This window comes from Pannonibacter indicus (genome assembly GCF_001418225.1).
GTDB classification, from domain to species: Bacteria; Pseudomonadota; Alphaproteobacteria; order Rhizobiales; family Stappiaceae; genus Pannonibacter; species Pannonibacter indicus.
The window spans coordinates 25886-44437 of record NZ_LIPT01000009.1; the positions used below are offsets into that span (position 1 = coordinate 25886).

General features: G+C 63.3%; 17 protein-coding genes. 10 read left to right on the forward strand and 7 right to left on the reverse strand.

Going from position 1 to position 18552, the window contains the following annotated elements:
• Positions 1-187: 187 nt before the first annotated feature.
• Both ASC48_RS13410 and ASC48_RS13415 read right to left on the reverse strand, forming a co-directional pair.
• The gene (locus tag ASC48_RS13410) at positions 188-1333 is read right to left on the reverse strand and encodes an ABC transporter substrate-binding protein (protein ID WP_055456257.1); all 1146 of its coding nucleotides are present in this window, start codon (positions 1331-1333) and stop codon (positions 188-190) included.
• A 33-nt stretch (positions 1334-1366) separates the two neighbouring features.
• The gene (locus tag ASC48_RS13415) at positions 1367-2425 is read right to left on the reverse strand and encodes an ABC transporter ATP-binding protein (RefSeq protein WP_055456258.1); all 1059 of its coding nucleotides are present in this window, start codon (positions 2423-2425) and stop codon (positions 1367-1369) included.
• Positions 2426-2559: 134 nt separating this feature from the next.
• On the opposite strand from ASC48_RS13415, the gene ASC48_RS13420 reads away from it, so the two are divergent.
• The 6 genes from ASC48_RS13420 to ASC48_RS13445 all read left to right on the forward strand — a co-directional run bounded on the left by ASC48_RS13420 (position 2560) and on the right by ASC48_RS13445 (position 9048).
• Positions 2560-3549: a LacI family DNA-binding transcriptional regulator gene (locus ASC48_RS13420; protein WP_055456259.1), complete on the forward strand. Its 990-nt coding sequence runs from the start codon at positions 2560-2562 to the stop codon at positions 3547-3549.
• Between the two features lie 175 nt (positions 3550-3724).
• Positions 3725-5026: an NAD(P)/FAD-dependent oxidoreductase gene (locus tag ASC48_RS13425; RefSeq protein WP_055456260.1), complete on the forward strand. Its 1302-nt coding sequence runs from the start codon at positions 3725-3727 to the stop codon at positions 5024-5026.
• Between the two features lie 13 nt (positions 5027-5039).
• Positions 5040-5930, forward strand: a complete 891-nt coding sequence (locus tag ASC48_RS13430; RefSeq protein ID WP_055456261.1) for a DUF1365 domain-containing protein — start codon at positions 5040-5042, stop codon at positions 5928-5930.
• Between the two features lie 11 nt (positions 5931-5941).
• Positions 5942-7213 (forward strand): SAM-dependent methyltransferase, encoded by a 1272-nt coding sequence (locus ASC48_RS13435; RefSeq protein WP_055456345.1) that lies wholly within the window; start codon positions 5942-5944, stop codon positions 7211-7213.
• Between the two features lie 129 nt (positions 7214-7342).
• A complete protein-coding gene (locus ASC48_RS13440) occupies positions 7343-8152 on the forward strand; it encodes a transporter substrate-binding domain-containing protein (RefSeq protein ID WP_050471766.1) in 810 nt (269 codons plus the stop codon).
• Between the two features lie 119 nt (positions 8153-8271).
• Positions 8272-9048 (forward strand): amino acid ABC transporter permease, encoded by a 777-nt coding sequence (locus ASC48_RS13445; RefSeq protein WP_055456262.1) that lies wholly within the window; start codon positions 8272-8274, stop codon positions 9046-9048.
• 183 nt (positions 9049-9231) lie between these two features.
• Here the strand turns inward: ASC48_RS13445 and ASC48_RS13450 are convergent, their stop codons facing one another.
• Both ASC48_RS13450 and ASC48_RS13455 read right to left on the reverse strand, forming a co-directional pair.
• Positions 9232-10041, reverse strand: coding sequence for an SDR family NAD(P)-dependent oxidoreductase (locus tag ASC48_RS13450; protein WP_055456263.1), 810 nt, complete (start codon positions 10039-10041; stop codon positions 9232-9234).
• Positions 10042-10361: 320 nt separating this feature from the next.
• Entirely contained in the window at positions 10362-11009 is a 648-nt protein-coding gene (locus ASC48_RS13455; RefSeq protein WP_055456264.1) for a ChrR family anti-sigma-E factor, read from the reverse strand.
• Between the two features lie 295 nt (positions 11010-11304).
• Between ASC48_RS13455 and ASC48_RS13460 the strand changes: the two genes are divergently transcribed.
• The 4 genes from ASC48_RS13460 to sseA all read left to right on the forward strand — a co-directional run bounded on the left by ASC48_RS13460 (position 11305) and on the right by sseA (position 15547).
• Entirely contained in the window at positions 11305-12339 is a 1035-nt protein-coding gene (locus ASC48_RS13460; protein ID WP_055456265.1) for a cysteine synthase A, read from the forward strand.
• Between the two features lie 16 nt (positions 12340-12355).
• On the forward strand, positions 12356-13840 hold the full coding sequence (gene cls / locus ASC48_RS13465) for a cardiolipin synthase (RefSeq protein WP_055456266.1): 1485 nt from the start codon (positions 12356-12358) through the stop codon (positions 13838-13840).
• Between the two features lie 93 nt (positions 13841-13933).
• Entirely contained in the window at positions 13934-14647 is a 714-nt protein-coding gene (locus ASC48_RS13470; protein ID WP_055456267.1) for an alanyl-tRNA editing protein, read from the forward strand.
• Between the two features lie 57 nt (positions 14648-14704).
• Positions 14705-15547, forward strand: coding sequence for a 3-mercaptopyruvate sulfurtransferase (sseA, locus tag ASC48_RS13475; RefSeq protein ID WP_055456268.1), 843 nt, complete (start codon positions 14705-14707; stop codon positions 15545-15547).
• A gap of 82 nt (positions 15548-15629) precedes the next feature.
• On the opposite strand, the gene ASC48_RS13480 is transcribed toward sseA, so the two are convergent.
• The 3 genes from ASC48_RS13480 to ASC48_RS13490 all read right to left on the reverse strand — a co-directional run bounded on the left by ASC48_RS13480 (position 15630) and on the right by ASC48_RS13490 (position 18551).
• Positions 15630-16073: an META domain-containing protein gene (locus ASC48_RS13480; RefSeq protein ID WP_055456269.1), complete on the reverse strand. Its 444-nt coding sequence runs from the start codon at positions 16071-16073 to the stop codon at positions 15630-15632.
• A 435-nt stretch (positions 16074-16508) separates the two neighbouring features.
• Positions 16509-17312, reverse strand: a complete 804-nt coding sequence (locus ASC48_RS13485; protein ID WP_050471773.1) for an amino acid ABC transporter ATP-binding protein — start codon at positions 17310-17312, stop codon at positions 16509-16511.
• Between the two features lie 69 nt (positions 17313-17381).
• Positions 17382-18551 carry an amino acid ABC transporter permease gene (locus tag ASC48_RS13490; RefSeq protein ID WP_141658958.1) on the reverse strand — a complete coding sequence of 390 codons (1170 nt, stop codon included), beginning with the start codon at positions 18549-18551 and terminating at the stop codon, positions 17382-17384.
• Position 18552: the final 1 nt, after the last annotated feature.

Consider the following 18552-nt stretch of genomic DNA (forward strand, 5'->3'; position numbering starts at 1 on the left):
GCCCGGCCCGGCGGGGAGCCGGGCCAGACGGGATTGGAAGAGTGGCTGCGGGGGGGGGGGGGCAGGTCAGACTGACGGCAAGCTTCAGCCTCCCCTTCGTCATCCGGCCAAGCGCAGCGCGAGCCGGGATGACGCCGGTCAGGAAACCCTTTGATCCGAACCGCCGGTGCCCCCCGCAAGTCACCCCTTACTTGGCGACGTACTTCTCGTAGGCTTCCAGAATGGCCGCGAAGTACTTGGCCTGCGGCATGGACCAGCCGCGCTCGGCCAGCGTTTCCGGCGTCACGTCGGCAAACAGGCGGTTCCATTCGGCATCCGTCAGCTCGCTCTTGACGTTCTGCGGATCGATGCCGGGGAACCAGTTGAAACGGCGCACGATGCCGTCAGCCTGCACAGCCGGGCTGGTGGCGAAGGCGATGAACTCCTTGGCGAGTTCCGGCTGCGCCGCCTTGGCCGGCACCGTGTAATACATCGGCTGGCCCGGCATGCCCGGCGACAGGATCATCAGCTTCAGGTTCGGGTTCAGTCGGCCATCGGCAACCCAGGTGTAGAACATGTCCATCCACACCGGGCCCATGGCGATTTCGCCGCGGTTCATGGCATCCAGCGTGCCGGCGTTGCCGGGGGTCATGACAACGCTCTGGTTGAAGTCGCGCAGCGAGGTGAGTGCCGGCTCCCACTTGGCAGCCACATCGTCAGCCCACGGCCCGTTGCGGATTTCGTCGGCCGTGCCGGAGAAGGCATACATCCAGCCGAAGACAAAGCCGACGCCGGCCATGCCGCCGGTGATGCCGTTGTAGCCGAACTTGCCCGGGTTTTCCTTCACCCACTTGGCCAGTTCCTCATAGGACTGCGGCGGGTTGGCGATCACGTCCGGATTGTAGGCGATGGCGATCTGGCTGTGGAACATCGGCATGACATAGCCGGAGACATTCACGCCAAGCGAGTTTTCTGCCGTTTCGCGGGTGACGAGCTTGGCGGTGGCGAGACCATCACGGTAGCTCGACAGCAGCTTTTCCTCGACCATCTTGCCGGCCATGCGCTGATGCACGACGGCAACGTCCACATCCCACACGTCCTTGCCCTTCTGGGCGTCGATCTTTTCATAGATCGCCTGGCTGCCGCCATCGCCCGGGCCGGTGCCGACCGCGCGCACGGTCACGCCCGGATGGGTCTCCTCGAACTTCGGTCCAAGATAGTCGTTGATGTAATCCACCATGTTGGTGTCACCGGCGGTGATCACCGTCAGGGTCTGGGCCGACACGCTGGTCGCCAGAGCCGTCGTGAGGGTCGTGGCTGCCAGCATGCTGGCAAGGGCAATCCTGAGTTTCATGACTGTCTTCCCTGAGGTTCGTGAGTGGGAAAATTAGTGCCGTGTCTCCAGCACAGCCCCGTGGAGCGTGCCCTGAAGCAGGCGGTTTTCGGCATCGAAGCTCATCAGCATGGATGCCGGAACGGTGAGGGACGCATCAGCGCCCGCAGCGATGGGCACGGGCGAGCAGCCCGACAGGCTCTCCCCGGCAGAATCAATGGTGATCTGGTAGTTGCCGCCCGCATAGGCGCAGGCGCTGACCTGCCCCTTGCGCAGCAGCGCCGGGCCTTCGGGCAGAACCTCTGCCGAAGTGAACGCGCGTGCAACTTCAGTGCGGAACCCGGCAATCTTCGCAGACGCCGCAACCGGATCGCCATGGCGGGAGGCGGTGACATTGCCGACACCGAGAAACTCAGCCGCCTCAAGATCGGCCGGGGCGCTGTACAGCTCCTCGGGGCTCGCCACCTGCACGATCTGCCCCTTGCGCATCAGGACGATACGGTCGGCCATGGCCAGCGCCTCGTCCTGGTCGTGGGTGACCATGATGGTGGTGATGCCGACCTTCTGCTGCAGGCGGCGCAGCTCGCCGCGCAGGCTTCGGCGGATGGAGGCGTCGAGGTTCGACAGCGGCTCATCCAGCAGCAGCAGCGGCGGGTCGATGATCAGCGCCCGGCCCAGAGCCACGCGCTGGCGCTGGCCGCCAGACAGGCTGGTGACGGCGCGGCCGCCATAGCCCTCAAGGCCCAACAGCGCCAGAACCTCTTCGGCACGCCGCTCCCGTTCAGCCTTGCCAAGGCCGCGCAGCTTCAGCGGATAGGTCAGGTTTCCAGCCACAGACATATGCGGCCACAGGGCATAAGATTGGAACACCATGGCCGTCTGGCGCGCCTCGGGCGCAAGACCGGCGATGGAGCGTCCGCCCACGGTGATGTCTCCTGCGCTCAGCGGGGCGAACCCCGCGATGGAGCGCAGCAATGTTGTCTTGCCGCAGCCTGAAGGGCCAAGCAGGCAGGTAAAGGTGCCCGCAGGCACCTCCAGCGAGATGCCGTCGAGAATGAGAGACTGCCCAAGGCGAATGGACACCTCCTCCAGTGACAGCGCTTCAGTTCCCATGGGGACCCCTCCAATTGAAAGCGCGTTCAATCTATGTTCAGTGCATGACGGTTTTATGTCAACTCCATTTGCAAAGAGCCGTTTTTTGTGCGATGCAAAGTATGAACGCGTTTGCAAGTTGAGCCGGAGAAGGAATGCGCGTCACCGCCGATGATGTTGCCGAAGCCGCAGGCGTTTCCCGCGCCATGGTATCCCGCGCCTTTACCGAAGGGGCACCGATTGCCGCCCGCAAGCGCGCCCATGTGCTCGCGGTGGCAGAATCCCTCGGCTACCGCCCCAACCGCATCGCCCGCGGCCTCACCGGCAGCCACACCGGCCTCATCGCCCTTGTGGTCGGCGCCGTCTCCCGCCCCTATGAGGCCTGGCTCCTGGACACCATGAGCCGGGAAATCCGTGCCGCCCGCAACTGGCCGCTGCTGCTGCAGGTGCAGCCGGGCGATGAACTGGACAATGCGCTGGAAGACGCCCTCGCCTATCAGGTGGACGGAGCGATCGTTGCCGCCGGATCCGTCAGCCCGGCGCTGGCCGAACGCTGCCGCAACTCCGGCGCGCCGATTGTCATGGTCGGGCGCATCATGCCGGGCGGGGATACGGATGCCGTGTGCTGCGACAACCGGCTGGGGCTGGAGCTGCTGGTGGATCATCTGGCATCAAGCGGCCGCAAAAAGCTCGCATGGATCGGCGGCACGCCGGAAACCTTCTCCAACATCGAGCGGCATGACGGCCTGATGCAGGCGCTGGCCCGGCGCGGCATGAAGCTCTTGGCCGCACGTCAGGGCGACTATTCCGTCGACAGCGGCCTTGCGCAGGCCCTCACCCTGCTGACGGCGCCGGAAAAGCCCGATGCCATCCTCTGCGGCAATGATGCCATGGCCCTTGGTGCCATCGCCGCCGCCCGCCGCCTTGGCCTCAGCGTGCCCGGTGACGTGGCTATTGCCGGTTTTGATGATATCCCCGCCGCCGCGTGGGAGCCGTATCAGTTGACCACCGTGCGCAATCCGGTGCTGGAAACCACCCGCGAGGCGCTCCGCCTCCTGCGCCAGCGCATTGATGGCCACGGCGAAACCGGCAGCGCCGAAATCGTCCGCCTCGCCCCGGAACTGGTCATCCGCCAGAGCGCCTGAGGCGGAACGGCCCGCTTCGCTGCTCTGGCAAGACCGGTCTTCTCCCCTGCCTGCACAACAAAAATTCCCGTCCGTGATCCGCCCGGCTGGGCGCAGCGTAAGATCTCGCAATACAAGGCATTTCCCCGCTGCCCCCACCTTTGGGACACCCCGTCCCGCATGACAAGGAAACAGAATGCGGATTGCAGTCATCGGTTCCGGTATCTCGGGCAACAGCGCAGCCTGGGCCCTCAGCGGCCATCACGACATCACCGTTTACGAAAAGCGCCTGCGCCCCGGCGGGCACAGTGCCACCGTCGATATCGATTACGATGGCGCCGCCATTTCGGTGGACACGGGCTTCATCGTCTACAATGAGCTGAACTACCCGAATCTGACCGCACTCTTTGCCCATCTGGGCATTGCCACCGAGGCGAGCGACATGAGCTTTGCCCTATCGGTGGATGAAGGCCAGCGCGAATGGTCAGGCACCAACCTGCGCACCATCTTCGCCCAGCGGCGCAACATGGTCTCGCCGCGCTTCCTGTGGATGCTGCGCGAGATCCTGCGCTTCAACCGTCAGTGCGCCGCAGACCTCGCCTCGGGCTATCTGACGGGCATGAGCCTTGGCGATTACATGCGCGCCCGCAAGTTCTCCACCGCCTTCATTGAAGACTATCTGGTGCCGATGGGTGCGGCGATCTGGTCCACCCCGGCCTCCGAAATGCTGGCCTTCCCGGCCGCTTCCTTCGTCTCCTTCTTCGAGAATCACCGGCTGATCAACTTCGACCGGCCGCAGTGGCGCACGGTGTCCGGCGGCAGCCGCAACTATGTGCAGCGCCTGCTGGAGCCGCTGCGCGGCCACGTGCGCCTCGGCTCGCCCGTCACCAGCATACGCCGGGCAGACGGCAAGGTGCATGTGCGCGATGCCTCAGGCCACGAAGACATGTTCGATCACGTCATTCTCGCCAGCCACACGGACCAGACATTGGCCATGCTGGATGATGCGAGCGACGACGAGCGCTGCATTCTCTCGGCCATCCGCTACCGGCCCAACACGGTCTATCTGCACCGGGACGAAAGCCTGATGCCCAAGCGCAAGAGCGTGTGGGCGTCCTGGAACTATCTCGCCCGCACCGGCTCGGCGGAAGGAACGGATGTGGCCGTGTCCTACTGGATGAACCGGCTGCAGAACATCGACACCAGCCGCCCGCTGTTCGTCACCCTCAATCCCCCGCATGAGCCGCGCGAGGATCTGACCTTCGCCCGCTTCACCTATGACCATCCGCAGTTCGACGCGGGCGCACTGGCGGCCCAGCAGCAACTCTCGCGGATACAGGGCGTGGCCAACACGTGGTATTGTGGAGCCTGGCAAGGGCACGGCTTCCATGAGGACGGTCTTGTTTCCGGCCTCAAGGTTGCCACTGCCCTTGGCGCGGAACTTCCATGGCGCTCTGCGGCGGCTGGCTCGTCCGGCCTCGCGGAAGCTGCCGAGTAAGACAGGACGCAGCATGGCGGCGCACAGAAAGACGGACGGGCACGCCCCGACCCGCGTGAGCGGCAACGGCCCGGCCCCGGCGGAGGCGGCAAGCCTCTATGCCGGACAGGTCATGCATGCGCGCATGAAGCCTGTGCCGCACCGCTTCAGCTATTCCGTCTTCAGCCTGCTGATCGATCTGGACAGGCTGAAGGACGCGGACCGGCAGAGCTGGTTCTTTTCCCATCGCCGCTTCAATCTTCTGTCCTTCCACGAGAAGGACCATGGCCCCCGTGACGGCTCGGATCTCAGGGCGCATGTGGACCGGTTGCTGGCGGAGAAGGGCGTGGCCCGCCCCGCACGTGTCCTGTTGCTGTGTTATCCGCGCATGCTGGGCTACGTGTTCAACCCGCTCAGCGTCTATTACGCCTATGACGGCGAAGGCACGCTGACCGGCATCGTCTATGAGGTGCGTAACACCTTCGGCGATCTGCACACCTATGTGGCGCCCGTGACAGCGGATCAGGTGAGCGAGGCGGGCATCCGGCAGACGCAGGACAAGCAGTTCTACGTCTCGCCCTTCCTCGACATGGTGCAGACCTATCACTTCCGCATGATGCCGCCGGGGGAGACCGTGCGCGTGCGGATTCTCGAGACTGACCCGGACGGCCCTTCGCTGGCCGCGACCTTCCACGGCCATCACAACAGTTTGACCGGCCGCGTCATCCTGCGCGAATGCCTGAGGATGCCTTTCATGACCCTCAAGGTCATGGGCGGCATTCATTGGGAGGCCTTGAAGCTTTGGCTCAAGGGGATACGTTTTCATTCAAAGACATCTGCCACCGCAGCTGCGGCAGGCAGCGGCGCGCAACAGGCCCAAAAGGCAAATGCGCCCGCAGATACTGAAATTTACGGGAAAGCCTGATGGAGACCGACATGCCTTTAGCCTCCTCTCTGCCCTCCCCGGCCAATGCCGGATCGCAGCAGGTCATTCATCTGACACAGGCGAACGCCCGCGAGGTGCTGTCGGGCCTGCCGCGCTTTGTCCGCATGGGCATGCGTATCGTGCTCGCCCTGCGCTATGGCGTGCTGACAATCACGACACCGGACGGTCAGGCCTTCCGCATCGAGGGCAAGGAACCGGGGCCGGTGGCGGATCTCTTCGTGCATGACTGGCGCTTCGTGCGCATGGCGGCAGAAGGCGGCGATGTGGGCGTGGGCGAAGCCTTCATGGCCGGGTACTGGTCCAGCTCGGACGTCACCACCTTCCTCGAACTCTTCTGCGTCAACCGGGATGCGACGGTGGAGAAGCTGCAGGGCAGCCCGCTGTTCCGCCTGGCCGTCACGCTGCGCCACTGGTTCAACCGCAACACCCGCAAAGGCTCGCAGAGGAACATCTCTGCACATTACGACCTTGGCAACGCTTTCTACCGGGAATGGCTCGACCCTTCGATGACCTATTCCTCGGCCCTGTTCGACGAGAGTACCGCCTCGCTGGAAGAGGCACAGCGCAAGAAATATATGGCGCTGGCGGAGGCCACCGGCATCAAGCCGGGCCACAAGGTGCTGGAAATCGGCTGCGGCTGGGGCGGCTTTGCCGAATTTGCGGCCGGCGAGATCGGGGCCAATGTACGCGCCCTGACCATTTCCCGCGAGCAGTATGACTATGCCCGCGAGCGCATGTTCAAGGCCGGCCTCAATGACAAGGTCGAAGTCGTCTTTCAGGATTACCGCGATGAAACCGGCGTTTACGACCGGATCGCCTCCATCGAAATGTTCGAGGCGGTCGGCAAGGAGTACTGGCCGGTCTATTTCAACAAGGTGTCGTCCTGCCTGAAGCCCGGCGGGCTTGCGGGCCTGCAGATCATCACGATCCAGGACACCATGTTCAAGGACTATGCCCGCCGCCCGGACTTCATCCAGCGCTACATCTTCCCCGGCGGCATGCTGCCGCCTCCCGGCAAGCTGCAGGAAATCGGCGGACGGCAGGGTCTGAAACTGTCGGCGGAGCGCATCTTCGGTCAGGACTATGCCCGCACCCTCGCCGAGTGGCGCGAGCGCTTCCGCGAGGCATGGCCGCGCATTTCCCCGCTCGGTTTCGACGAGCGCTTCAAGCGGCTCTGGGAGTTCTATTTCCATTACTGCGAGGCCGGCTTCCGCTCCGGCAACATCGACGTGCGCCAGATCGTCTACGCCAAAGCGGGCTAAGGCAGCCGCCTTCCGGGCAGAAGAGGTTTTCTGTCCGGATATATCCCCTCTGGCTGTATCGCGCTTGCCGCAGCCAGCCTTCACGGCTAACAGTCGGGAACACGTTTCACGTCAACGGGAGCCTGACCCATGACCGCCCTTCTGCCGCGTTTCGCCCGCCTTGCCGCCCTTGCCCTGTCGGTTCTGCCCTTCACCGGCGGCCTTGTCCAGGCCGCTGAACTGCCGGATCTGGGCGGCCGGGAAATCGCGGTGCTGACGGAAAATGCCTATCCGCCGCTGCAGTTCATGGACAGCAGCGGCAAGGCCGTGGGCTGGGAATATGACGCGGTGGCGGAGATCGCAAAGCGGCTCAACGCCAGGGTCACCTATCAGAACTCCAGCTGGGACGCGATGATCCCTGCCATCGCCGCCGGGGAATATGATTTTGCCATGAACGGCATCACCATCCGCGACGACCGCAAGGACAAGGTGGATTTCTCCGATCCCTACATGCGCTCGGAAATGGTGATGCTGGTGCGTGCCGATGAAGCCCGGTTCTCCGATGCCAAGGGCTTTGCCGCAGATGCCGGGCTGCTGATGGCCGCCCAGCCGGGCACCACACCTTTCTATGTCGGTGTCTACGAAGTGCTCGACGGCGACGAGGCGAACCCGCGCATCAAGAAGTTTGAGACCTTTGGCGCCGGCGTTGCCGCGCTCCGGGCCGGTGACGTGGATCTGGTTCTGACCGACAGCACGGCGGCGGAGGGCTATGTCTCCACCTCCAATGGCACGCTGAAGATTGTGGGTGAGAAACTGGGCACGGAGGACTTCGGCTTCATCTTCCCGAAGGGCTCGGATCTCGTTGCCCCGGTCAATGCCGCCATAGCATCGATGAAGGCAGATGGCACCATTGACGCGCTCGATAAGAAGTGGCTGCTCGACTACAAGATGGGCCAGTGAATCTGATGCCCGCCGGAGAGCCGTGAAGAATGGGACCCGCCCGCCCGAAGCCGCGCGCCAGACACATCCCCGGCGGCCGTTCACCCTCTTCTCCCGAGTTTCCATGGTGGCTCGCCGCCATGGGGCTGCTGATCGTCTATGCCTTTGCGCAGGCTCTGGCCGATGCCCAGCAGGCGCAGGTGCTGTCCACCCTGTCGCGCGGCATCGGCATCACGCTGATGGTCACGGCCACAGCCTTCACCGGCGCCTCGCTGCTGGGGCTGCTGCTGGCGCTCGGCACCCTGTCGCGCTTCACCGTGATCCGCCAGTTCGTCCGCTTCTATGTGGAACTGATCCGCGGTATCCCGGTCATCGTGCTGCTGCTCTACATCGCCTTTGCCGGTGTGCCGCTGCTGGTGGAGGGCTGGAACTGGCTCGCCGGGCACCTGGGCCTTGGCGAGGTCAGGACGCGTGATGTCTCCCTGCTCTGGCGTGCCGTTGCTGCGCTGATCCTTACCTATTCCGCCTTTCTGGCGGAGGTGTTCCGGGCCGGTATCGTCTCGATAGCCCCCGGTCAGGTGGAAGCGGCCAAGGCGCTTGGCCTTACCGGCTGGCAGCGTTTCCGGCTGGTCATCGCGCCGCAGGCCCTGCGCGTGGTGCTGCCGCCTTTCGGCAATGATTTCATCGCCATGCTGAAGGACAGTTCCCTCGTCTCGGTTCTGGGCGTCACCGATATCACCCAGCTCGGCAAGGTCGCAGCGGCGGGCAACTTCCGCTATTTCGAGACCTACAATCTCGTCGCGCTGATCTATCTGTCGATGACCGTCACCCTCTCCGTCGCCCTGCGTCAGCTGGAACACCGCCTGCGTTGGCGGGACAAGCCGGGCAGCGGCGAGGCACAGGGCGGGCAGATTTAGGTTATGGTGCCCATAATCCACCCATCTCTCCCTCGTCATCCGGCCAAGCTTAGCGCGAGCCGGGACCGGTGCGCCGGATTGCTAGTTGATTTAATGAAACACGGCCGAAAGGCTTCGGCTCACCGGTCCCGGATCTCCGCTTCGCTTTCGTCCGGGGTGACGATGGACAGATACGGGCTGGAGCTAGACATCCCCTCCCCGCCCCTTGCGGCTCCAGCCGGTGGCTTTGGCGACAAGCGGGAAATAGAGGCTGTAGGGCAGAAGCCGCAAAAACTTGAGCTGCCGCACGAAGGCTTTGGGAAAGGAAATCTCGAAGCCCTTGCGCGCCCGCAGCCCCGCCACAAAAGCCTTGGCCGCCTCTTCCACCGGCATCAGATGCGGCATGGGGAAAGGGTTTTCCTTGGTCGCAGGCGTATCGACAAAGCCGGGCGAAACCACCTGAATGCGGATGCCCACCCGGTCGAGATCGAACTTCAGGCTCTCGGCCAGATTGATCAGTCCGGCCTTGGTCGCCCCATAGGCGGCCGAGGTGGGCAGACCGCTGTAGCCCGCGACAGAGGCGACAATCGCGATCTGGCCGCGCCCCCGCCCCTTCATGGCGGCAATGGCTGGCAGCACCACATGTACGGTGCCCTTTAGATTGACATCGAAGGTCTGCGCGTAAGCCTCTGCAGAACCATTGAGACCATCGACCGGGATATAGACCCCCGCATTGGCGATGACGAGGGCAAGCGGCGCAAGCTCCGCCTCGATGCTGGCGGCAATAGCGGCCATGGCGGCCGCATCCGTGACGTCGCCCGGATAGGCGTGGATCGATCCGGCAAGGCCTGTAGCCTCCCCGGCAAGGCTCTCGAGCGCTTCAGCCGAACGGGCCGTCACCGCAACCTTGAAGCCCGCCTTCGCCAGCTCCAGCGCCACCGCCCGGCCGATGCCGGAACTGGCGCCCGTGATCCATGCCGAACCGTCCGAAGAGGTTGCCGTATAATCTGTCACCTGAAACTCCTGTGTCTGGAGTTTCTACGGACAAGGGCGGGCTGTGGATCTGGTGGGATGGTGCATCTGGCTTCGGACAGGAACCTGAAGCAGGGCTTGAGATAATCTCAGCTCTCTGGAAGCGGGCAAGCCGCGGCTCGCGCTGCGCCTGGCCGGATGACGATGGAGAGGCTGGAACGCTGGAGCCACCGCCCGGGAGGCATAGAGGCCATCACACAAAAGCATGTCCCCGCTCAAGGCGGGGACAGCGCCTAAGGACGATGACGCTCCGGCTTTCAGCAGCACCGCAGTGAAACAGGCATATCTAACCTGCCCCACCCTCACATCCGCATGAAGGGAGCAATCAGGCGGCCAAGCGGGCCAGTCAGCCTCAGGTGGCCTTCGGTGACGGCAAAGCAGATGCAGTCTTCATCGTCATCAGCAACGGGCTTGTGATCGACGTGATCATCGGCAAAGGCCAGATCGCCGCGCACATAATGACCGTCAGCGTCCGAGAAGCCGCCCTGTAGCACCAGCGTCAGTTCCTGGCCGTCATGGGTGTGCGATGGCACGGCGCGGCCGGCCTTGATCCACAGGAGGCTGGCGGTGCAGCCATCCATTTCGCCGAACTTGAATTCCTTCACGCCCGGCATCAGGCTGCGCCACTTCAGGCCGTCCAGCGTGTTGCGGCCCAGCAGGCCGCGCAGGCTGGACGGAAGACGCGGATCGAAGGACTCGCACGGCTGAATGCGCCGTTCAGGCATGGCCGGAAGGCCGAGAATGGCCTCAAGGCGGGCATCCCGGCTGGTCAGCTCCACCGGTGCGGTGGTGTCCAGTTCCGCTCCGGCCAGCGCCTCCAGCGAGCGGACATAGCCGCGGTGGCGGGGCGAGAGTTCCAGATGAGACGATACGAGGACGCGCGCGGGTTCTGCCAGCCTTCCGGCGACATATCCTGCCAGCAATTCGTCCAGACCAGTGGTGGTTTCCATTAAAGTGCCTGGTGCCATCTTTTGAGTGAGCAGCTTTTCCTGCTCTACGGCGGTCTTTGGTGCCCGGATCACGTCTTTCTGCGTGTTAGTAGGGAAACCTAGATAAACTGCCCCTTCCCGGCAAGATGCCACCGGGGCCAAGGCGGAGGTTTTCCGTTTCCATTTAAGCGAAGATGCAGAAAAACCTTCCACGCATGACAGGTCAGATTGCAGCCGCCTCACTTGATCCGGCGCCTTTGGACCATTAGCTTGCGCACAAGCCGTTTCAACCAGAAAACAGTAACACCGGATCACCATGACCCTTTATTCCTCTGCCGTCGAAGCCATCGGCAACACCCCGCTCATCCGCCTCAACCGGCTTTCTGACGAGACGGGCTGCGAGATTCTGGGCAAGGCGGAGTTCATGAACCCCGGCCAGTCGGTCAAGGACCGTGCCGGCAAGCAGATGATCCTGGAGGCTGAAGCGCGCGGTGATCTTAAGCCCGGCGGCCTGATTGTCGAAGGCACGGCCGGCAACACTGGTATCGGGCTTGCGCTTGTCGCCCGCGCCCGCGGCTACCGGACAGTCATCGTCATGCCGGACAGCCAGAGCCAGGAAAAGAAGGACATGCTGCGCCTTGCGGGCGCCGAACTCGTCGAAGTACCAGTAAAGCCCTTCTCCGACCCCAACAATTACCAGCATGTCGCCCGCCGGCTTGCCGAAGACCTGGCAAAGAGCGAGCCCAACGGCGTGCTCTTTGCCGACCAGTGGAACAACCTCGACAACCGCAAGGCCCATTTCGTCAGCACCGGCCCGGAAATCTGGCGCGACACGGACGGCAAGGTGGATGGCTTCATCTGCGCGGTCGGCACCGGCGGCACACTGGCAGGCACCTCCACCTATCTGCGCCAGCAGAAGGAGGACATCGTCATCGGCTGCGCGGATCCGCGCGGGGCGGCGATGTACTCGCTCTTCACCACCGGCAAGGCGGAATCCTCCCCCGGCGGCTCCGTGTCGGAGGGCATCGGCCTTGGCCGTGTCACGCCGATCATCGAGGACATCAAGGTGGACAAAGCCTATCTGGTGACCGATGAGGAAGCCATGCCGCTGCTGTTTGATCTGGCGGAGAATGAAGGTTTGCTGCTCGGCGGCTCCAGCGCCATCAACATCGCCGGTGCGGCCCGTCTTGCGCGGGATCTCGGCCGCGGCCACACGGTCGTGACCATCCTGTGCGACCACGGCTCGCGCTATCAGTCCAAGCTCTACAATCCGGACTTCCTGCGCTCCAAGTCCCTGCCGGTTCCGGCGTGGCTGGAGAGCCGGTCCGGGCTGAAGGCACCTTTCCTTTGAGATAAGGACCACGCCCATGGGGGGCGATGCCACGTCCATCGGCAGGGACGTCCTCACGGATGTCAGTCTCGCCGATACGATCCTGAACAATCTCGGCATAATCGCCGCGGTTACGGCAGCGCTTTACACCCTTGCAGCCATCTGCGCCGTGCGGGAAGTGATGAACAGCCGCACCGCGCAAGGCACCATCGCCTGGCTCTTGTCGCTGTTCTTCCTGCCCTTCCCCACCATCTTTCTCTATCTCGTCTTCGGCTGGAAGCAGTTTGACGACTATGCCGATGTGCAGCGCAAGATGGGCCGGGACGAGCGCAGCCGCCGCGCCCGGCAGATCGGCATCGCCGACAAGGCCGCGACCACGGACTGGCAGGTGCTGTCGCGCGTCGCCAACCTGCCCTTCATTTCGGGCAACCGCTGCGAATTGCTGATCGATGGCGATGCCACGTTCTCCTCGATCCTGCAGGGAATTTCCGAGGCCAGAACCGTGGTTCTGGTGCAGTTCTTCATCGTGCGCAGCGATGTGCTGGGCCGCACGCTGGCCGACCTGCTGATCGAGAAGGCCCGGCAAGGTGTCCGGGTCTATTTCCTTTATGACGAGATCGGCTCCAAGGGCCTGCCCAAGGCCTATATCCGGCGGCTGCGCCGGCAAGGCATCCATGTCTCGGGCTTCAACGAAACGCATCACTACCTGCGGATCCTCGGCCCCATGCGGATCAACTACCGCAACCACCGCAAGGTCGTCGTCGTGGACAACCGGCATGCCTGGGTTGGCGGGCACAATGTGGGCGATGAATATCTGGGCAAGGACCCGGATTTCGGCCACTGGCGCGACACCCATGTGAAGATCAGCGGCCCGGCAGCACTCGGCTGCACCCTCTCCTTTGCCGAGGACTGGCACTGGGCCTGCGGCGAGCCGCTGGATTTCTTCTCGCCCGGCCCCTACGAATCCCCCGGCGACGAAGCCGTTCTGGTGATGCCGACCGGCCCCGCCGATCCGCTGGAAGACTGCTCCATCGCCTTCACCGAGGCCATCTCCCGTGCCCGCCACCGGCTGTGGATCGTCAGCCCCTATTTCGTGCCTGGGCCGGACGTGCAGACGGCGCTTTATGCAGCGGCCATGCGGGGCGTCGATGTGCGGGTGCTGCTGCCGCAGAAGGCCGACCACCGGCTGGTCTGGCTGGCCAGCCACGCCTATGCGGATGACATGGTGAACCACGGCATCAAGGTCTACCGCTATCTCGAAGGCTTCCTGCATCAGAAGGTCATGCTCGTGGATGACGAGCTGGCGTCTGTCGGCACGGTGAATTTCGACAACCGTTCGTTCCGGATCAATTTCGAAATCACGCTCTGGTTCACCAGCCCCGGCTTCATCGCCCAGATTGCGGCCATGCTGGAGGAGGATTTTGGCCGCGCCAGACAGACCGGACCGGATGACCTCGACAAACGCTCCTTTGCCTTCCGGGTTCTTGCCCAGAGTGCCCGGCTGTTTTCGCCGATCCTCTAGGGTCCGGGTCATTTCAGGTCCTTTCAAGGCTTGCAGCAGCGGCAGAGCATGCTACCGTGCGGCCCCGCCTTGTCCGATACCGGAGCCTTTCAGATGACCGAGCCCCTTTTCCGCGATGATTCCTACCTGCGCAGCTGCGAAGCGCGGGTGCTGGAAATTACCGGAGATGGCGCCATCGTGCTGGACCGGACGGTGTTCTACGCCACCAGCGGCGGCCAGCCCGGCGACAGCGGCTATCTGGAACGCGCCGACGGCAGCCGGGTTGCCATCACCACCGCCCTTTATGCAGACGGCAAGACCGGCCACCGGCACATTCCTGCGGCCGGAGAGGCCCTGCCGGAGGCAGGCGAGGCCGTGAGCGTGCATGTGGACTGGGCACAGCGCTACCGTTTCATGCGCATGCACACCGCCCTGCACATCATCTGCGCCGTGCTGAAGACCAAGATCACCGGCTGTCAGATCGGCGCCGAGGAAAGCCGCATCGACCTCGACATGCCCGAACCGCCGGAACGCGAGACCATCGAGGCTGCGATCCGCGAAGCGGTGGACCGGGACATGGCGGTGAGCATGGAATGGATCACGGATGAAGAGCTGGATGCCAATCCGGGCCTCATCAAGTCCATGAGCGTCAGCCCGCCGCGCGGCAACGGCAAGGTGCGCCTCGTGCGCATCGGCGAGGATTTCGACCTGCAGCCCTGCGGCGGCACCCATGTGTCACGCACATCCGAAATCGGGCCCGTTGAGATCACGAAAATGGAAAAGAAGGGCAAGCTGAACCGGCGGATCCGCATCCGCCTTGCTGATTGATCCCTTTCCCAGAAACAGACCAGAAGCAGACCCGCCCCTGCAGCACCGGAGACCGGCATGAACCGCCCGCCCCTCGTCACTACCGAATGGCTCGCCAGCCGTCTTACAGCACCGGATGTTCTGGTGCTGGATGCCTCCATGCACCTGCCGGGCACGGGCCGCGATGCGAACGCGGAATATCTGGCGGAGCATATTCCCGGCGCCATCCGCTTTGACATCGACGCCATCGCCGACAAGGCAAGCCCCCTGCCCCACATGCTGCCGCAGCCGGCGGCTTTCTCGTCCATGATGCGCAAGCTGGGCGTGGGCGACGGCATGACGCTGGTGTTCTACGACACGGCCGGCATCTACTCCGCCCCGCGCGGCTGGTGGATGCTGAAGACCATGGGGGCAGAGCGTGTCTTCATTCTCGACGGCGGCCTGCCGAAGTGGAAAGCCGAAGGACGGCCGGTGGAAGACGGCAAGGTGACACGGCCGGAGCGCCACTTCACCGCCCGCCTTCACAATGGCGCCGTGACGGATATCGATGCCATGCGGGCGATCGTGGACAGCGGCAGCCGCCAGGTTCTGGACGCCCGCGCCGGCGCCCGCTTCCGCGCCGAAGTGAAGGAGCCGCGCGACGGCCTGCGCTCCGGCCATATGCCCGGCGCCTTCAGCACGCCCTTTACCGAGCTTCTAAATGCGGATGGCACGATGAAATCCAGCGAGGCCCTCAGCCAGGTATTCCTGGATGCGGGCGTGGATCTGTCGCGCCCGGTGACCACCTCCTGCGGCTCCGGCGTCACCGCCGCGGTTGTCACCCTCGCCCTCACCCTGCTCGGCCACAAGGATCTGAGCCTCTATGACGGCTCGTGGACTGAATGGGGCAGCCTGCCGGACACGCCTGTCGTCACCGGCTGACCCGCAGGGCTGGACCGCAAAAGGCAGAAGGCCCGCGTCAGAGACTGACGCGGGCCCTTGTTTTCAGGACCGGTTGCCGGGTTCACATCAGCGACAGGCGCAGCACCGGTTCGGAATTGGCGTTGAGCAGCGTCAGGGAGCCCCGCTCCCCCCGGTAATCGACAGCCGCATGGACGGCTTCGACGAATTTGCGCTCCTGATCCATGATGGCAGGAGCACAGGCCTTGCGGGTGACCGCCAGCGGGCCGATTTTCAAAACGCCGCCACTCTGGCGGACCTGCCCGAATATGGTGTTGCAGCCGCCGGAGCCCGCAACGGTTCCAGCCTCCTCGATCTGCAGGATACTGTCGGCGCCGCTCTGCGGCACCTCTCCTTGAATTTCCTCCACCTTCCATTTGCCCACCAGATCGAAGGGCAGTCCGTGATCCTGTGCGGCGGCAGGCTGAAAAGCCATCAGCGCCAGCGCGGTGGCAGCGCAGGCACCGGTTTTGGCAGCAAGGTGGTGAAGAGTTCCAAGAACAGTCATGCGTCGAACAACCCTCTCATACCAAGGCCCCGGATGCTGGCGCATCACGCCTTGAGAATGCTCAAACTCCGCAGGAGCTTGAGCAGATCCAGATGAGGCAAGCTCACCGGGATCTCGTATAAGGCATGCAATAACAAGCGGCCGTTGATTTCCGCACTCCAGAATGCCCCAAGCCCGATAACGCAAAGTAAACCGGCCGGCATTTCCGCAAGACATGACTTATAGGTTGTTTACGGCAAATTCTTGAAAACGGATTTCGCTAGATAGCGAAAGGCACAGCGCTTTCGTAATGCTCCTTATTGCAAAAATACACAATCGTCTTTTTTTCAGGGAGGCATTCACCGTCACATAAAAACAAGGCTCCGGGCCTTCCGGTCCGGGGCCTGATTTTAACCTGCGAGCTGCGGCCGGAAAACCGGTCCGCGCTATTGCGGATCAGTGATGCAGGATCTGGCTCAGGAACAGCTTGGTACGCTCGTGCTGCGGATTGAGGAAGAACTGCTCCGGCTCGTTCTGCTCCACGATCTGGCCGGCATCCATGAAGATGACCCGGTTGGCGACCTTGCGGGCGAAGCCCATTTCGTGGGTGACGCAGAGCATGGTCATGCCTTCTTCGGCAAGGCTGACCATCACATCCAGCACTTCCTTGATCATCTCCGGGTCGAGCGCCGAGGTCGGCTCATCGAACAGCATGATCTTGGGGTTCATGCAGAGCGAGCGGGCAATGGCCACGCGCTGCTGCTGACCGCCGGAGAGTTGGCCCGGGTACTTGTGCGCCTGCTCGGGGATCTTCACCCGGGTCAGGTAGTGCATGGCGATTTCCTCGGCCTGCTTCTTCGGCATCTTGCGCACCCAGATCGGCGCCAGCGTGCAGTTCTCAAGGATCGTCAGATGCGGAAACAGGTTGAAGTGCTGGAAGCACATGCCAACCTCACGGCGGATCTCGTCGATCTTCTTCAGGTCATCGGTCAGTTCGATGCCATCAACGATGATCTGGCCTTTCTGATGCTCTTCCAGACGGTTGATGCAGCGGATCATCGTCGACTTGCCGGACCCGGAAGGGCCGCAGATGACGATGCGCTCGCCGCGCATGACCTTCAGGTTGATGTCGCGTAGCACGTGGAAATCCCCGTACCACTTGTTCATGCCGATGATCTCGACCGCCACATCCGTGTCGGACACGGTCATCTTGCTGCGGTCAACGGCGATTTCGACTTCGGAGACTGCGTTCTCACTCATGGGTTTACTCCAGAATATCCAGGGATCGGAGGCGGCGCGGGGATCCGCGCCAGCCTGTCAACGGTCGCTCTATCGTTTGTGGCCCGTGTTCAGCCGCCGCTCCATGTAGATGGAGTAGCGCGACATGCCAAAACAGAAGGCAAAGAAGATCACGGCAGCAAACAGATAGCCTGTACGGCTGGTGACCGGCGTTGCCCAGGTCGGGTCTGTGAACGAGGACTGAATCTGGCCCAGAAGGTCGAACATACCGACGATCAGCACCAGGGTCGTGTCCTTGAACAGGCCGATGAACGTGTTCACGATGCCCGGAATGACAAGCTTGAGCGCCTGCGGCAGGATGATGAGACGCATCATCTGCCAGTAGCCCAGGCCAAGTGCCATCGCCCCCTCATACTGCCCTTTCGGGATCGCCTGCAGGCCCCCGCGCACCACCTCTGCCATATAGGCGGCGGAGAACAGCGTCACACCGATCAGGACGCGCAGAAGCCGGTCGAAGGTGATGCCTTCAGGCAGGAACAGCGGCAGCATCACGGAGGACATGAACAGCACCGTGATGAGCGGCACACCACGCCAGAACTCGATGAACATCACCGAGAGCAGCTTGACGACCGGCATCTTCGAGCGCCGCCCCAGGGCCAGCAGAATGCCGATGGGAAGCGATGCGGCAATACCGGTCACCGCAATCACCAGCGTCACCAGCAGCCCGCCCCACAGGGAGGTCGAGACCACCGGCAGGATGACATTGCCGCCGATGGAGAGCCCTGTCAGCAGATAGTAGGCCGCGATGGGAAGCCCGACGATGAACAGCACCGCGTTGATCCGCTTGCAGGGCACCGAAGGGATCGCCAGCGGAATGAGCAGCGCCGCGAAGAGCACAAAGACAATATCCACCCGCCAGGTCTGGTCAGCCGGATACCGGCCATAGATGAACTGCGGGAAATACGCCTTCACATAGGCCCAGCAGGCCCCGACAACCTCGCCCGAGCCCTCCGGCACCAGACAGGCATTGCGGTTTTCACCGGTCCAGACTGCAGTGATGAAGGCGAACTCGATCAGCGGCTTGATCAGGGAATAGGCGATCAGAATGCCGATGAGGGTGAGAATGGTATTGCCGATGGAGGAGAACAGATTCGTTCTCACCCAGCCGATGGCACCGGAGGTCGATACCGGAGCCGGAAGGCGCGGTGCCTCCTCGGTCCGGATCTGGAATGCAGATTTGGTTTCAGCCATGGTGTTCATC

What these genes read in the sequence shown, in the direction of transcription:
- ASC48_RS13410 (WP_055456257.1), bottom strand. Translation starts at nt 1,333, where the DNA reads ATGAAACTCAGGATTGCCCTTGCCAGCATGCTGGCAGCCACGACCCTC.
- ASC48_RS13415 (WP_055456258.1), bottom strand. Translation starts at nt 2,425, where the DNA reads ATGGGAACTGAAGCGCTGTCACTGGAGGAGGTGTCCATTCGCCTTGGG.
- ASC48_RS13420 (WP_055456259.1), top strand. Translation starts at nt 2,560, where the DNA reads ATGCGCGTCACCGCCGATGATGTTGCCGAAGCCGCAGGCGTTTCCCGC.
- ASC48_RS13425 (WP_055456260.1), top strand. Translation starts at nt 3,725, where the DNA reads ATGCGGATTGCAGTCATCGGTTCCGGTATCTCGGGCAACAGCGCAGCC.
- ASC48_RS13430 (WP_055456261.1), top strand. Translation starts at nt 5,040, where the DNA reads ATGGCGGCGCACAGAAAGACGGACGGGCACGCCCCGACCCGCGTGAGC.
- ASC48_RS13435 (WP_055456345.1), top strand. Translation starts at nt 5,942, where the DNA reads ATGCCTTTAGCCTCCTCTCTGCCCTCCCCGGCCAATGCCGGATCGCAG.
- ASC48_RS13440 (WP_050471766.1), top strand. Translation starts at nt 7,343, where the DNA reads ATGACCGCCCTTCTGCCGCGTTTCGCCCGCCTTGCCGCCCTTGCCCTG.
- ASC48_RS13445 (WP_055456262.1), top strand. Translation starts at nt 8,272, where the DNA reads ATGGGGCTGCTGATCGTCTATGCCTTTGCGCAGGCTCTGGCCGATGCC.
- ASC48_RS13455 (WP_055456264.1), bottom strand. Translation starts at nt 11,009, where the DNA reads ATGGAAACCACCACTGGTCTGGACGAATTGCTGGCAGGATATGTCGCC.
- ASC48_RS13460 (WP_055456265.1), top strand. Translation starts at nt 11,305, where the DNA reads ATGACCCTTTATTCCTCTGCCGTCGAAGCCATCGGCAACACCCCGCTC.
- cls (WP_055456266.1), top strand. Translation starts at nt 12,356, where the DNA reads ATGGGGGGCGATGCCACGTCCATCGGCAGGGACGTCCTCACGGATGTC.
- ASC48_RS13470 (WP_055456267.1), top strand. Translation starts at nt 13,934, where the DNA reads ATGACCGAGCCCCTTTTCCGCGATGATTCCTACCTGCGCAGCTGCGAA.
- sseA (WP_055456268.1), top strand. Translation starts at nt 14,705, where the DNA reads ATGAACCGCCCGCCCCTCGTCACTACCGAATGGCTCGCCAGCCGTCTT.
- ASC48_RS13480 (WP_055456269.1), bottom strand. Translation starts at nt 16,073, where the DNA reads ATGACTGTTCTTGGAACTCTTCACCACCTTGCTGCCAAAACCGGTGCC.
- ASC48_RS13485 (WP_050471773.1), bottom strand. Translation starts at nt 17,312, where the DNA reads ATGAGTGAGAACGCAGTCTCCGAAGTCGAAATCGCCGTTGACCGCAGC.
- ASC48_RS13490 (WP_141658958.1), bottom strand. Translation starts at nt 18,551, where the DNA reads ATGAACACCATGGCTGAAACCAAATCTGCATTCCAGATCCGGACCGAG.